Origin of the sequence: Rosenbergiella nectarea (assembly GCF_900111105.1) — a bacterium.
Classification (GTDB): domain Bacteria; phylum Pseudomonadota; class Gammaproteobacteria; order Enterobacterales; family Enterobacteriaceae; genus Rosenbergiella; species Rosenbergiella nectarea.
The window spans coordinates 237,959-252,950 of sequence record NZ_FOGC01000003.1; the positions used below are offsets into that span (position 1 = coordinate 237,959).

General features: G+C 45.9%; 15 protein-coding genes and 1 pseudogene. 8 read left to right on the plus strand and 8 right to left on the minus strand.

The annotated features are described in order from the left end of the window. Positions 1-43: 43 nt before the first annotated feature. Complete coding sequence (locus tag BMX14_RS05750; protein ID WP_092674078.1) at positions 44-967, minus strand: aminoimidazole riboside kinase; 924 nt, start codon at positions 965-967, stop codon at positions 44-46. 89 nt (positions 968-1,056) lie between these two features. Here BMX14_RS05750 and BMX14_RS05755 point away from each other — a divergent pair. After that, positions 1,057-2,288, plus strand: a pseudogene (locus BMX14_RS05755) (amino acid permease). A gap of 332 nt (positions 2,289-2,620) precedes the next feature. Here BMX14_RS05755 and BMX14_RS05760 read toward each other — a convergent pair. Further along, entirely contained in the window at positions 2,621-3,700 is a 1,080-nt protein-coding gene (locus tag BMX14_RS05760; RefSeq protein WP_092674081.1) for an acyltransferase family protein, read from the minus strand. 484 nt (positions 3,701-4,184) lie between these two features. After that, complete coding sequence (gene exaC, locus BMX14_RS05765) at positions 4,185-5,705, minus strand: acetaldehyde dehydrogenase ExaC (protein ID WP_092674084.1); 1,521 nt, start codon at positions 5,703-5,705, stop codon at positions 4,185-4,187. Positions 5,706-5,917: 212 nt separating this feature from the next. On the opposite strand from exaC, the gene BMX14_RS05770 reads away from it, so the two are divergent. After that, entirely contained in the window at positions 5,918-6,493 is a 576-nt protein-coding gene (locus BMX14_RS05770) for a class I SAM-dependent methyltransferase (protein ID WP_092674087.1), read from the plus strand. A 12-nt stretch (positions 6,494-6,505) separates the two neighbouring features. On the opposite strand, the gene BMX14_RS05775 is transcribed toward BMX14_RS05770, so the two are convergent. The 4 genes from BMX14_RS05775 to BMX14_RS05790 form a co-directional block, all read right to left on the minus strand. After that, the gene (locus BMX14_RS05775) at positions 6,506-7,672 is read right to left on the minus strand and encodes an amidohydrolase (protein WP_092674090.1); all 1,167 of its coding nucleotides are present in this window, start codon (positions 7,670-7,672) and stop codon (positions 6,506-6,508) included. Between the two features lies 1 nt (position 7,673). Further along, on the minus strand, positions 7,674-8,246 hold the full coding sequence (locus BMX14_RS05780) for a TorD/DmsD family molecular chaperone (protein ID WP_092674093.1): 573 nt from the start codon (positions 8,244-8,246) through the stop codon (positions 7,674-7,676). A 126-nt stretch (positions 8,247-8,372) separates the two neighbouring features. Continuing rightward, entirely contained in the window at positions 8,373-8,621 is a 249-nt protein-coding gene (locus BMX14_RS05785; protein ID WP_092674096.1) for a GlsB/YeaQ/YmgE family stress response membrane protein, read from the minus strand. Positions 8,622-8,763: 142 nt separating this feature from the next. Next, positions 8,764-9,417 carry a transglycosylase SLT domain-containing protein gene (locus tag BMX14_RS05790; protein WP_092674099.1) on the minus strand — a complete coding sequence of 218 codons (654 nt, stop codon included), beginning with the start codon at positions 9,415-9,417 and terminating at the stop codon, positions 8,764-8,766. A 252-nt stretch (positions 9,418-9,669) separates the two neighbouring features. Between BMX14_RS05790 and ldcA the strand changes: the two genes are divergently transcribed. From ldcA to BMX14_RS05815, 5 genes are all read left to right on the plus strand, one after another. After that, positions 9,670-10,593 carry a muramoyltetrapeptide carboxypeptidase gene (ldcA, locus tag BMX14_RS05795; protein ID WP_092674102.1) on the plus strand — a complete coding sequence of 308 codons (924 nt, stop codon included), beginning with the start codon at positions 9,670-9,672 and terminating at the stop codon, positions 10,591-10,593. Between the two features lie 38 nt (positions 10,594-10,631). After that, positions 10,632-10,982: a hypothetical protein gene (locus BMX14_RS05800; RefSeq protein WP_230527318.1), complete on the plus strand. Its 351-nt coding sequence runs from the start codon at positions 10,632-10,634 to the stop codon at positions 10,980-10,982. A gap of 101 nt (positions 10,983-11,083) precedes the next feature. Then, on the plus strand, positions 11,084-11,332 hold the full coding sequence (locus tag BMX14_RS05805) for a glycine zipper domain-containing protein (RefSeq protein ID WP_092674105.1): 249 nt from the start codon (positions 11,084-11,086) through the stop codon (positions 11,330-11,332). Positions 11,333-11,614: 282 nt separating this feature from the next. Further along, positions 11,615-12,529, plus strand: a complete 915-nt coding sequence (locus tag BMX14_RS05810; protein ID WP_092674108.1) for a DMT family transporter — start codon at positions 11,615-11,617, stop codon at positions 12,527-12,529. 252 nt (positions 12,530-12,781) lie between these two features. Beyond that, positions 12,782-12,964: a hypothetical protein gene (locus BMX14_RS05815; protein ID WP_092674111.1), complete on the plus strand. Its 183-nt coding sequence runs from the start codon at positions 12,782-12,784 to the stop codon at positions 12,962-12,964. A 50-nt stretch (positions 12,965-13,014) separates the two neighbouring features. Here the strand turns inward: BMX14_RS05815 and BMX14_RS05820 are convergent, their stop codons facing one another. Continuing rightward, on the minus strand, positions 13,015-13,851 hold the full coding sequence (locus tag BMX14_RS05820; protein WP_230527320.1) for an endonuclease: 837 nt from the start codon (positions 13,849-13,851) through the stop codon (positions 13,015-13,017). 196 nt (positions 13,852-14,047) lie between these two features. On the opposite strand from BMX14_RS05820, the gene BMX14_RS05825 reads away from it, so the two are divergent. Further along, entirely contained in the window at positions 14,048-14,968 is a 921-nt protein-coding gene (locus BMX14_RS05825; protein WP_092674117.1) for a Kdo(2)-lipid IV(A) acyltransferase, read from the plus strand. Positions 14,969-14,992: the final 24 nt, after the last annotated feature.

Sequence of the window (14,992 nt, forward strand, 5' to 3'; positions counted from 1 at the left end):
TTTTTCATCACAAACACATTAAAATAAACGACGAGACCGTCGCTTAGAATTGCTTAGTGATTTCAGAGTAGTAAGGTAGCGCAGTCATCGCGCCTTTGGCAGTGGTGGCTAATGCCCCGCAGACCTGCGCCAAAGCGAGTACGCTCTCAAGTTGCGAGCTTGATTGCGGGAATCCCCGCGTTGACAAACCGTAAAGTAGCCCCGCGACAAAGGCATCGCCAGCCCCAGTCGTATCGACGCTCACCACCGGTTTTGCTTCGTGATAGCTTAGGCTCCCTTGATAGAATGCAGTCACGCCTTCTTTACCACGCGTAATGACGAGAAGCTCAGGTTGATAAGCGTCCACAACCCGTGCAATACCTTGCTCAAGTTGATGGCTGCCACTGATAAACTGCAATTCATCTTCGGAAAGTTTAATCACATCGGCGAGGGTCAGCGCTTGCGCTAAGGTGTCGCGTAGTACTTGTTCGTTAGGCCAAAAATCTTCACGAATATTCGGGTCGAAACAGACTTTTCCACCGGCGCGGCGGATCCGCGCCATCGCTTCGAGGGTCGTGGCACGACTCGGCTCACGGCTCAGTGCGATTGAGCAACAATGTAACCACTCTTCTGCTTGAAAGCCTGGCAAATCTTGATTCACTAAAAACAGGTCAGCACTCGGTTTTACCATAAACGTGAAAGAACGCTCGCCGTCCTCGTCCAGCCCCACTACGACCGTCGACGTTCGTTGTTCCGTGTCAAAATGCATATAGTCAGTAGAGACTTGCTCTTTTTTTAGCGTATTTTGTAGAAATTTACCAAAGGGATCATCCCCTACTCGCCCGATAAAAGCACTGTTACCCCCTAAACGGGCGATACCCACCGCGACGTTGGCAGGCGCGCCACCGGGGCATTGCAATAGACGACCTTCACTTTCTGGTAGTAGATCGATTACCGCATCGCCTAGTACCCATACTTTCTTACTCATAGTGACTCCATCAATCGTTCTAACAGTAATCAAATTAATGTGATAGATTAGCGGCCTTTTTCAATTTAACCAGGATAATCAATTCATCGATGGCAAGATTTTGGTCAAAAGAAGCTACTCTATGGGGTTTTGCCCTTTACGGTACAGCGGTAGGCGCAGGAACATTGTTTCTCCCTATCCAACTCGGTTCCGCTGGGACGCTGGTCCTCTTCCTCACTGCCCTTGTTGCGTGGCCACTGACCTATTGGCCGCATAAAGCCTTAAGTCAGTTTATCCTCGCGGCTCCTGCGCGTGAACCCGGAGATGGTATCACTAATGCGGTAAAATATTACTATGGAAAGCGTGTGGGGAATGTCATTACCTTCCTCTACTTTATCGCTTTCTTTGTAATTATCTTAATTTACGCCGTCGCAATCACGAATTCTCTTATAGAGCAAATCTCTACCCATTATCCCCTGTCACATCTTGCTAGAATAGGCTTGAGTTTCTTGGTGGTCGTGCTATTGAATTTGATCTTCTTGATGGGACGCCAAGCAACGATTCGCGTGATGGGCTTTTTGGTCTTTCCAATACTGGCTTACTTCTTCTTTTTGTCATGCTATATGGTTAAAGATTGGCATCCAGAGTTACTGTCACTTAATGGCGAATTCTCGACGGCCAGCCTGCACCAAATATGGTTGTCACTGCCGGTAATGGTCTTCGCGTTCAGCCATACGCCGATTATCTCAACCTTTTCGGTGGCACAACGTGAAGCCCACGGCGACCAGGCCATCTCTAGTTGTGAACGCATTATGCGTTGGGCATATTTGGTCATCAGCCTGAGCGTATTATTTTCGTTTTCAGTTGTTATCTATCTATCCCTAACGCGTATATTCACGAGGCGAAGGATAAAGGATTAACGATTTTATCAGCACTGTCGATGAAGCCGGACTCACCTGCTTGGTTAGCGTTATCTGGGATTGTCGTTGCCATTGTCGCGATGTCGAAATCGTTCCTGGGGACTTACTTCGGGGTGATTGAAGGGGCAACAGAACTGACACGTACTACCCTCAAACAAATGGGTGTTACCCGTAGTCATCGATTTAATCGCGCGCTTTCGGTCTGTATTGTGTCACTGATTACGTTTGGGGTGTGCAGTATCAATCCTAATGCACTATCGATGATTTATGCGATCAGTGGTCCATTGATTGCAATGATTCTGTTCATCATGCCTACTCTTTCAACTTGGTTAATAAAAGAATTAAAACCCTATCGCAGCGTAGGCAATTTTATTACGCTAATTGTGGGGATCCTTTGTGTATCGGTGATGTTCGTTCATTAATCGATCAGGGCGGCCACTGGCCGCCCTACTTATCTAAAACAGCCCCAAAGGCTTCACGCCATAACTCACGAGTAGATTTTTTGTCTGATTAGATGCAAATAAATACGAAGTAAAAACCCCGTTAAGCCCACGACTTAGCCAGCCTACTCTAAATCGCCTTTACAGATTTTTGCATTTTTGTGCCGATTTGTGTCTCTCGTTTGACACAAAATTGACACACCTAAAATCTAAGCGAAGGATGCTACCACAAGTAGAAACATTTCCCTATCCGTCAAGATGGTAATCCTCTCCCTCTCCTCTCGGTATCTCCTTCACCATAAAAGTCACCACTCCTAACACTCTGGCATCTTCTTGAGCGTAATCCTATCAGCTATAAATCCAACGAGACTTCTTGCTAACTTTATTGAAGGCTTTTCAATTAGAAAATTTAATAAATATGCCAGTAAAATACTAATGATTATGGATGTAATAAATAAAACAGAATGGGGTAGAGTATTAAACAAGAAACCATGTTTATCAGTAATAAACATCATAACTGGGAAGTGAACCAAATAGATTGAGTATGAAACATCACCTAGGAATGATAACGGCTTAAAGTTACAATATTCACTGAGATATTCAGAGATAACTAAAGAAGTAACAATCAACACCGCTAATGTCATCCCACCCTCAACACCGAAAACTTGAGGACCAACAACGAATGATGAAATTGAACTTATAGCAAAGATAAACAAGAAAACTCTAGACACCGGTAAGGATTTAAATGTGTGAATTTTTTTTAAAACCTCATGCAAAAGCATACCTATTATAAACTCAATAAATATAGTGTTGCTTAGAATTTTCAGAATGCCTCCCCACCAACTAAAACTGATGGTTCTGAGTGAAGCCTGCGAAGACCATGCAAAACTTTCGTTGAAAAACATCTGTAGAGATGTCATCAGCGAGAGAATTATAAGAATGCAAATTGAAACTCTATGCCTATAGCTTATTATCATAGATAGCATAAATATGATGTAGAAAGTTATCTCATAAGTAAGTGTCCAGGGTGGACCCAATGGGCTATATCCAAAACTTGGCCCCGGTGAATTAAAGTTTTGGAGACAGAAATACAATGCACAAACAGTTTTATCCGCATTATCCCACTTATATACAATAAGCGTTGAAAGCAGCCATACAACAAATAGACATGGCCAAATTCTAAAGACTCTTTTTATTGCAAATGTTATAGGCGGTTCATAGTGCTGGCTTGTTATGAAAGCTATTATGAATCCGCTGATGATAAAAAAAATATCAACACCTAGTGCTCCTGGGATGATTTTTGAAATCGAGCCCCCTAACAAAAATGAGTTGTGAGCGATGAGAATCAGTATCGCCGCCATCCCCCTTAGATACTGTATTGAATAGAGCTTCAATCTACCCCCTTTTTTTGTTCACCAAGTAAGAATTTATACACTGTAAAGTATTAATAATGTTTTTTCCAACATTTGGACCACTAGCTACTGCTCATTATCGTCAGGAAGTAGACTCCTACTGACACCATCGTTTACTGATCTACTTTGATTAATTGCAAAAGAGAGTCCCTATGATTGATTCGTGCTTCAACGTAATTTATTGCGGGGGATGGGAATGCCACGGCTACCTCTTACTGTTCAGCGTATTCACTTTCATCTGGAATAAGTGTAGCAAATTCTTTAAGCGCTGACTGCTTATCTGCTTCTGACAGTAACGAGTCGGCTAAAGTAAGTAGTGCTTTGCGCTGAATGAATCAGAACGATTGTTCTGGAAAAACTCTAAAGCCGTGGCCAATTTTTGTTGACCACTACACACGGACTTCACCAAGCTATCTAGACCTAAAATGAAATTTGTAAACTAATGAATTAAAAGGATATTAATTCATTAAAATAGGCCTAATGGTTCGATACCATAACTCACGAGTAGATTTTTTGTCTGTTGGTAATGGTCCAGCATCATCTTATGGGTCTCACGCCCTATCCCTGACTGCTTATAGCCGCCAAACGCCGCGTGTGCTGGATAGAAGTGGTAGCAGTTGGTCCAGACCCTACCTGCTTGTACCGCGCGTCCTACTCGGTAGGCACGGTGAGTATCTCGCGTCCATACCCCTGCCCCTAAGCCATAAATCGTATCGTTGGCGATGGCAATGGCTTCTGCTTCATCTTTGAAGGTGGTAATACCAATAACGGGTCCGAAGATCTCCTCTTGGAACACCTGCATACTATTGTCGCCTTTCAGCAGAGTCGGTTGAATATAGAAGCCGGATCCTAACTCTCCTGATAAGGTTTCAGCGTGTCCACCGGCAAGTACTTCAGCTCCTTCTTGCTTTGCAATATTCAACCAAGAGAGAATTTTTTCGAATTGTTGTTGTGATGCTTGCGCGCCGACCATCGTCTCCGTATCCAGCGGGTGACCTCGTTTAATGGTCTGCATGCGTGTCATCACCACCGCCATGAAACGGTCGAAGATTGAGGCTTGTACTAACGCGCGCGATGGACAGGTACAAATTTCGCCTTGATTTAAAAAGCCCAGCACTAAGCCTTCTGCGGCTTTTTCGATAAAACTTTCTTCAGCATCCATGATATCCTCAAAGAAGATATTCGGTGATTTACCGCCAAGCTCGACAGTAGAAGGGATAATATTTTTGGCCGCAAGCTCCAATATATGGCGACCGGTGGCAGTCGAGCCAGTGAAGGCGATTTTCGCGATTTGTTTATGACCGGCTAATGCCTCACCGGCTTCCCGGCCGAAGCCATGGACGATATTCAATACCCCTTTAGGCAGTAGATCATCCACTAACTCCGCAAACAGCGTAATCGATAAGGGTGTTTGCTCTGCGGGTTTCAGTACCACGCAGTTTCCCGCCGCAAGAGCTGGAGCTAATTTCCATGCCGCCATGAGCAGCGGGAAGTTCCACGGGATAATTTGTCCCACCACCCCTAGGGGCTCATGAAAATGGTAACTTACCGTGGTTTCATCAATTTCCGCACAACTGCCCTCTTGGGCTCTCAGGCACCCAGCAAAATAACGGAAGTGATCGACCGCGAGTGGGACATCAGCCGCTAAGGTTTCACGCACTGGTTTACCATTATCCCACGTCTCATTCACCGCGAAACGTTCGCTAGCCTGTTCCAGCCTGTCGGCGATTTTCAATAAAATCTCAGAACGCTGCTGAACAGAGACTTTACTCCATCCCGTAAACGCTTTAGAGGCTGCTTCTACCGCTAAATCGATATCTTCAGCCTGTGAACGAGGAAACTCACCAATGACTGATCCATCTATTGGAGAGGTATTCGTAAAGTAGTCGCCCGATTTAGGGGGGATGAATTGACCATCGATATAATTAGCGTAACGGTCTTTTAATTCAATTAATGATGCCTGCTCTTTCGGTGTCGCGTAGCGCATAAAACCCCCATACACATGTTGAATAAGTGTTAAATTATCCTGGGTAATGCGTTTTGTCACAAACTAAAGGTTTTTTTGTGAGTTAGTTAAGAATTTTTTGACGAATTTGCTTACAGACTAATCTTATAAAGCATAAAAAAAGAGTTCTATTCTGGCACTTTCACTCTACACTGAAGACTAAGTAGTTCATTGAGTACTAACAGGAGGTTGATATGCTGGCTTCAGCAATAAATATGTTCCGTTCAAAAGCTGGATTCGTGCAACAATTCATCAGAAATCCTCGCGCAATTGGCAGCATAACCCCCTCATCTCTCATACTTTGCGAAACGATGGCGCAGTGCGCCGATTGGCCAAAAGTCACACGTGCAGCAGAATTAGGCGCAGGTGACGGCGTGTTAACGCGCGTGTTGCTGCAACATCTGGCCACGAATGCTTCACTGGATGTCTTTGAAATTAGCCCACCCTTAGTTAAAAAATTGCGTCAAATTCAAGATGACCGCATGTCAATCCATTCGCACTCTGCAGAACACCTGACTGGACATTATGATGTGATCTTTTCCGGGCTACCACTGTTATCCTTACCGGCGAAAATTCGCCACGCTATCCTAGGAAAAGTGCATGAGACTCTGGCGCCGGGCGGTGTATTCATACAGTTTCAATACACCTCCCTAACGCAACCCGAGCTATCTCGCTATTTTATTTGGGAAAGACAACGCGTGTTAAAGAATGTCCCACCTGCCTGGGTGTACCGGTGCCAACGTAACTGGTCCGATAAAACCCTAGGCTAATTCCATCAATATTTAGCGACGATATCCTGCACGCGCATACGCAATAGTGAGCCACCAATCGATACCTTGACCAATGACTCCATCATCAAAATCGTACTCAGGATGGTGGCACATTGGTTTATCACCTAGTCCGAGGAAGCCGTAGACCCCTGGTGCGTAGTCGAGGTAGAAGGCGAAGTCCTCAGAAGGTCCAACCGGGCTATTCGCTAAATAGCAGGACTCACTGCCTCGCCATGACTGCAGCGCTATCACTAATTCCCCTGCTAACTGCGCATCATTGATTACCGCGGGACAGCCTGCAAGATAAGTGATTTCCCCCCTTCCACCAAAACCTTGAGTTATGCTATCGAGTAACTGCTGCATACGCTGCTTCACTTCAACTCGGACTTGCGGATCATAAGTTCGTACCGTTCCCGTCAGGGTCACCTGATCAGGAATGATATTGTGAGAACTCCCGCCCTGAATGGAACCAAAGCTAATGGTCGCCGTCTGTAAGGGGCTAATAGACCGGCTGACGATCGTTTGATAATCCGCGATTAAGCGCGCAGCCATAACAATAGGGTCGATACAGCGCTCAGGGACTGCACCGTGCCCGCCTTTACCCAGTAACGTTAAGCTGAAAATATCACTGGCGGTCAGGGTTGCCGCTTGGTTAACTTCTATGATTCCGCGTGGACGACCCGGCATGTTATGCAGGCCATAAATTTCTTCGAACGGAAAGCGCTGATGAAGTCCATCATTTAGCATTGCCGGGGCGCCAAGTAAATTCTCCTCCGCACACTGGAAAATAAAGACTAGCGTTCCGGCAAAATCACGGTGTTGGCCCAATATCTTCGCAGCCCCCAGCAACATAACGGTATGACCATCATGGCCACAGCCGTGAAATCTCCCCGCAACGGTTGAACAGTATGCAACCTGAGACGCATCGTGCCCCTCTTGCATCGGTAACGCATCCATGTCCGCGCGCAGCGCGATCATTTTACCGGGCCGATTACCTTTGATAAGCGCGACAATACCCGTTTTACCGATACCTGTATGGATTTCGTCCATATTGCACTGTGTTAAGTAGGCTTCTACGGCAGCAGCAGTGGCCACTTCTTCGAAAGCAGCCTCAGGATGCTGGTGCAAGGTATGACGTAGTGCCACTAACTCATTGATAAATCCAGTTTCATATTGCATCTTACTGCTCCTCTTCGTCGTCGAACTCTTCAGTCTCGATTAGCTCCTCTGCCATAGCCTGCACAGCGCCACGGGTCGTCATGGCAAGGGCACGATAAAATCCGGTCTGCGCGTGTGCCTCTACTTTTCCTAAGAATGCGCCACACCAAGGTAGCAGTAACGTCTCAAATAAAATAATAATGGCTTGATTTTCATCGTCCGCAGCATGGTCTTCTAACCATGAGGCCGCAAGGAGGAGTAAACCAACATGGTCTGCAGGCGTATCAGAAAGAGGCATACCACGAGTGGTTAAGAAGTTTTTGACCTCGGCTTCAGCGGGACCTTGTGGCCATTGATGACCAAAGGGAGTCACTGCCGGTGATTCCCCCCTGAATAATGCGTCGTAATCGGCACATAAACTGTCACGCTCGTAGGGACGTTGTAGCTGCGCCAAGAGTTCATCCTGCTCGAGAGGCCAGTGTTGATTAAGTTTACCTTGTGCGAGAAGATCCCAGAGTGGCTCGACCACAGGATCGTTTGGGTGGCGATAGAAAAGCGTGCCTAAGATTCGACAAAGTAAAGAGAATTCATTCATGAGTTTGGCCTATGATTAGCAATTGCGTTGAGCAATTGTAACATGAAGGCAAACACCTGCAGTGATTCGTGATCACTAGACATAAAAAAAGGCCATCCTAAGATGACCTTTTTTATTCGTCAGAATTTAGCTTCTGATTTTGCGGTAGATCCACAGCACGACGATTGAGCCGATAACCGCGACCACAAAGCTTCCGAAGTTGAAGCCGTCAACGCGACCCTGCCCGAAGAACGTGCTGATCCAGCCACCAACGACCGCACCCACAATCCCAAGAATAACGGTGACGATAAAACCGCCGCCATCTTTACCTGGCATAATCCATTTCGCAAGGATCCCTGCGATCAGACCAAAGATAATCCACGAAAGAATACCCATTTACTGCTCCTTATCTGACAAACATCAATTTAGTTATTCACAAAGTGATTAATGAATATTTTTAAACACTGTCAAAATTATTATAGGCAACAATTTTAACAGTGGCGAATAAAAATTGATAAAAACTTTATTATTTATGATGTTAACTGTCTTGGTAAGCTTCAGTTACCTTCCGCAGATAGCGTGGCGCTTGGGCTGCAGGGTGTTCGCGCTGTACATAACTGATAAATTGCTCTGGCGTCATGTGGTTAATTTTGGCAATCGCCCGCTCACGACTTGATGAAAAAATACGCATCAACGCCCCCGCACCATTCGCATAAGACACAATGGTGGCGTAGCGAAGCGTCACCGGATTTTTAATTCCCGATAACTCATTTTCTTGTAGCAACTTCAAATAAGCTGTACCAATTTGTATATTCTTTGCCGGATCTTTAAGTTCATGTCCACTCGGTTGCCCACGACGGCCAGTCGCTTGATAGACAGCACGCCCCGCGGTCGAGGCTTTTATCTGCATCAAACCGATAGCGTTGGAGTGACTGACCACTTTCGGGTTTCCACCGGATTCGACACTAATAATGGCGCTGACGAGCTTCGGGTCAACGCCATAATGACTGGCGGCATCTTGGGTATAACGGGACCAATGATCGTTGGTGATCACTTTCCCCGGTTTGGCGATCGATTGAGGATCAAGTAGAAATTTAGAGCTTTGGACAGAAGATGTTTCAGTGGTCTGTGTCGGATGCTGTGAACAGGCTGACAGCGTGAGGACCGTCAACAGCAAAAGTTTGCTTTTCACGTCATGGAGTTCCTAGATAATGAATTGCGAGCTATGTTACTCAGCAGCAAAAATTTAAAAATGGCAGTTTGTCTTAAAAAAACGACATCCATTGCCTCATTAATCAGAATTTTTTCATGATTTTAAGGGTTTTTAGCATAAAAAGCAGAAAGATCCTAATTTTGATTCCCCATCATCAAATTTTTTAGAGAGTTCTTGCCTTCAATGGATGACTCACTCATCATAAATTTTTACCCAAAATTGAGTACACGTATGTCGACTTCTCGCACTATACGCCTGATAGCGCCCTCGGGTTATTGTCAACATCAATCGGCCGCCGAACGCGCCCTTGAACGGCTCAGCGGCGACCATCGGGTCGAGAACACTTCGGTAATCCAACGTCGGTCACAACGCTTTGCCGGCACCGATGCTGAACGACTTAAGGACATCAATGAATTGGTCACCCTGACTGAACTCCCAGATATTGTTCTTGCGGTACGAGGGGGATATGGAATGAGTCGACTGCTGCCGGATATCGATTATCCAGGGTTACACGCGCGGCTGAGTCAGCAACCTGCTTTACTCTGTGGTCATAGCGATTTTACCGCGTTACAGCTCGCTCTCTTAGCCAAAACAGGATTAGTGACATTTAGTGGTCCAATGTTAGCAGGTAATTTCGGCGCAGAAACGCTGTCAGCGTTTACCGATACACATTTTTGGTCGCTACTTTCCCAGCCTGAATACAGTCTTAACTGGGAAGATAATCACGATCTTTCTGGCCATTGGCAAGGGCAGCTGTGGGGGGGGAATTTGGCAATGATCTGCTCTCTCGTCGGAACGCCTTGGCTACCGAAAATTAGTCAAGGGATCCTCGTAATAGAAGATATTAACGAAAGCCCCTTCCGTGTCGAGCGGATGTTACTACAACTGCACCACGCCGGAATTTTGGCTCAACAAAAGGCGATTATCACCGGTAGCTTTACTCATGGGGAGCCCACCGCCTACGATGATGGCTATCAACTGGATACAGTGTGGGAATATCTGCAGCAAAAAACCGGTGTTCCTTTTATCAATAATCTGGATTTTGGACATAATGCCGATACTGTCACCTTGCCAATCGGTGCGCAAGCCACCTTAATTGCGCAACAAAAGCAACGACAATTACAACTGACCGACTATCCTTATTTGCAACCCTGATTGACTGATACCGCTGCGACGCTACAAAGGGAGTTTTGATGCGAGGAATGATTTATGTAGTTCCCATGATGGTTTTACTGTCTGCCTGTAGCCATAAACCCTATGGTCGACTCTGTCCCGGCGAGGTATCCACCCTAAGTGGACAAGTGACTGGACAGTCTCAAGCCTGGGTATTCGACGAAATTCAACGTTTCACGGTAACCGATCATGGGACGACTATGCAGAGTGGCTATCTGCATAGTGCGAATCGTTCTCTTTACATCCCCAGTGCGACAACCTCTGAGGGTTTCCTGGCTCAGCGGCTTTCGACAGACCGCTTTAGAATTATCGATCCGGGACACGATGCAATGGTTACCTGGACTTGCCCGGTTTCCGCTACGGCGCCTTAAAATGCTATTTACTTAGGAAAAGTCCGTAAGCGCACCATAATTTTTTTTCTTTGCTATAGTTTAATCATTAACATTACATCAGCCTACCAAGGAGCATTTCAATGGTTAGTAAAATCCAAGATAAAGTTGAAGAATATGCAGGTGCAGCGCAAGAAGCCTACGGTGATGTCACTGATCAAGGTGACCACTATGCACGCGGCGCAGCGCGTAAATATGCTTCGCAAGCAAGCTATGCTGTTAAAGACGCGGCTGACACTATCAAGCAACAAGTTTCAGACAAGCCTTATGCAGGCCTAGCGGTTGCTGCAGCGGTTGGCGTTGCATTTGGTTACCTGTTAGGCAGAAAATAATTCTATCTAGCGGTAAAAAAAGCACCTTAGGGTGCTTTTTTTATGTCTAGGGTCCCTAATAACGTTGCAAAACGTGCGTTGTGGCACTATTTTGAGGGGACGGAATACTTTAGTAATTTAATCAAGTATTCCCCTAACTTACTCACATTGCTCTAGTTATCTTGCCCGCGTTTTGCGGGCTTTTTTTTATCAATGGATTATCCTTCCTAGCATGCGAACCATTGATAATTTGTATGATATAGTCCGCGCCCACTTATTATTTCGACACTAAACAGGAGCATTATGGACGTTAGAAAACAACTTGATGGGACTGCGGTTATCGCAATGCTATTGATTTGTCTTGTTTGGAGTTCACAACAAGTCATTTTGAAAGAAATAGCCGGTAATTTCTCCCCGCTACTTTTATTGGCCTTTCGTTCAGGTATCGCCGCATTAATGCTAGGAGTACTAATGACGATACAACGCCAACGCTTCCCTATGGCCAACGGCATGTGGCTAATGGGCGGTTTGGTTGGGCTACTGTTCTCGCTAGAGTATTTCTTCGTTTCGGAAGCCGTCAAATATACCACAGCGGGTCACGTCGTTGTTTTTCTCTACACGTCGCCAATATTTGCTGCGGTGGGCTTAAACTTTGCCATCAAAGATGAGCGTTTATCCGGATTACAATGGGTCGGTATTGTCTTCTCCTTTATTGGTATCTGCGTCTCCTTCTCCGGTGGATTTGGTGATAGCACTATGCTTAAGGGTGACTTTTTTGCATTACTTTCTGGCTTAATGTGGGGCGCGACCACGGTGGTTGTTCGCAGTTCTCGTGTTAATCAGATGGGATCGCGTCCTATCCTGCTTTACCAATTAATTGTCTCATTCATTATTTTATTATTGGCAAGCTGGTTAAGTGGTAATACGCTCTTTGAACCGACGCTAAAGAATATCACCGCATTAACCTTTCAGTCTGTGGTCATCTGTTTTATCAGCTTTCTGGCTTGGTTTGCGCTACTTAAAAAATATGTAGCCTCACAATTAGGCGTGCTCACTTTTATGACGCCCCTGTTTGGCGTGATTCTAGGCGCATTGTTATTGCACGAAACCATTCAAAATAGTTTTGTTTGGGGAGCGAACTTAGTCGTGATTGGCATTATTTTAGTGACGGTAAAAAGTGGCGGTATCCGAATTTTTAGACGTCGTCGTCCGCTTTAACGGCTAATCAACGTTAAGCCCCGCGAGTAGGCCTTACAGGTCTACTCGATTCCCCTCCTTTCCCCCTCCGCACTTTCAGTTAAGAAAAAGAAATTTCAATTTTTGTAAAAAACACAGCCGTCATCTGATTGTCACACTATAGTTGTTATATGGAGTAAGGAACTATCAATTATGAAGACAAAATTCCTAATTCCTATTCCCTAACGGGATCGTAAAGTCAGTCTGGTATTGAACAATCCGAGGAGAAGACGAATGTTTACCTTAACACGAAACGAATTTGAATCGATTAATCCCGACTACCGTGGTGTATGGCAAAAAGAGTGTACTGAGCTTCCCAAATGGCCACAGATTCGTGAGCAATATGTAGGAAAGCGCACTATCTTGCGTCAAGGCGCATTACTGATTGAAGATATGCACTTCTCTATCATGACTTGACCGCTCCACCCCCACGAGAAAAGGTAAAGCGTACTCAACCTTTACCTTTTTTATTCGTCTAAAGGAATGACCTCAACCCCACTAAACAGTGCACGGCAAAGAATACGATAACTGTCGCCGTCGAAGCTATTTTCATGTTGCGTCTGCGGTACGACCGTTAAGGTATCAACCGTATTGATATAGCGCCAGTGATCGATAATGTGGTAGTCATTAAATCCTTCACGCTGCTCGTGAATCGCCACTCTTCCTTTGTAAGGCCACATTTTTATCTGCCAAGCAGACAAGGCTTGAATGACTCGGCGACTATGCTGTTCAAGGGTTTCTTTACCTTGGCACACCCCCCGGCATTTCCCTAACATTGACCGAAAGCATCCCCTACCCCGTTGAGCGGTCTCGACACCTAAGGTGGCTAAGCAGAGCTGATGCTCGTCGGCCAAGTTTTGGATGAACTCCATCGCCGAGCGTTTATTTCGAAACAAACCGTATAGGTTAGGCGTGCGAGCAAAGTTGTGTTCGGTAGAGCTGACGAAAGCGATACGAGGCTCATTCCATTGCAAGGTGAAGAGCGACCGTTGTTTTCGTAGCTGTTTATTGTGTAAGGGGATGAGCTGCTTGATAAGTGTTGCTTCAAGCAGCTGCGCGCCGATATCCCCTGCCGTCTCGGTATAAGTGATCCTATCCGTCTGCCGCAGAAGCTTTGCCTCTCGCACGGTACGCAGATGCGAAAGTACACGAGAACGAATATTGACACTTTTACCAATATACAAGGGCACATGGCTGTTCGATGCCCAAAAGAAATAGACGCCCGGCGTCGAGGGAAGGTGCGCTAACGTATCGCGAAGTTGTTGCGGGTAACGGTAAAGTTCAGTGTCATGTTCACGGGCCATAGAGCGTCTCATCATTATGCTAGGGAATAAGTGTAGCAAATTGACAACACTTGATGATCGGCATATTCGAAACCATTATTTGAGAGCATCTGTATGATGTATAGGGATTTTACAAAGCTAAGCCAGCATTTTGACTTCGGTTACGGTATAATGCCCGCCATATTGTTAAAATTTATTTAGATGATCAGGGTTTATAATGACCATTTTGCCTAAGTTTACTCGCCAATTACTGCATCCACGCTATTTTCTCTTATGGTGTGGTATTGGCGCGCTTTATTTAGTCGTACAGTTACCCTATAAATTCTTGAACACGCTCGGTCCGTTAGTTGGACGCTTAGCGATGAAAGTCATGACCGACCGCGTGTATGTCGCTGCGCGCAACTTACACCTCTGTTTTCCCGAGAAGTCAGAGCAAGAAAGAGAGAAGCTGCTCAAAGAGAACTTTGAATCGGTGGGGATGGCGCTATTTGAAACCGGCATGGCGTGGTTTTGGTCAGATGCGCGAGTGAAAAAGCACTTCGCGGTGACAGGCCTCGAGCATATATCGAAAGCCCAACAAGAGGGTAAAGGCGTATTATTATTGGGCGTCCACTTCCTGACGTTGGAGCTTGGTGCCCGCATTTTCGGAATCTACAACCCAGGGATTGGTGTCTATCGCCCCAATAATAATCCCGTTATAGATTGGCTGCAGACCTACGGTCGTATGCGTTCCAATAAAGATATGATTAACCGTCGCGATGTAAAGGGCATGCTACGTGCCCTCAAGCAAGGTGATATTCTATGGTATGCCCCTGACCATGATTACGGCCCGAAAAGCAGTGTGTTTGCGCCCTTTTTTGCTGTCGATAAGGCAGCCTCAACCAAAGGCAGCTATATGCTAATCCGAATGAGTAACCCTGCAATTATTCCTTTCTTAGCTCGGCGTTTGCCGGGTAATAAGGGTTACGAAATGGTGATCCTACCTGCTGCGGAAGATATTCCCGTGGATTCTGATATGAATACCGCCATCGCACTGAATAAATTAGTCGAGCGGTGTGTCATGATGGCCCCAGAGCAGTACATGTGGCTGCATCGCCGCTTTAAAACGCGTCCCCCCGGCGCGCCTTCTTTGTATTAACGCTTCGGGCCCGCCTTCTCTCGG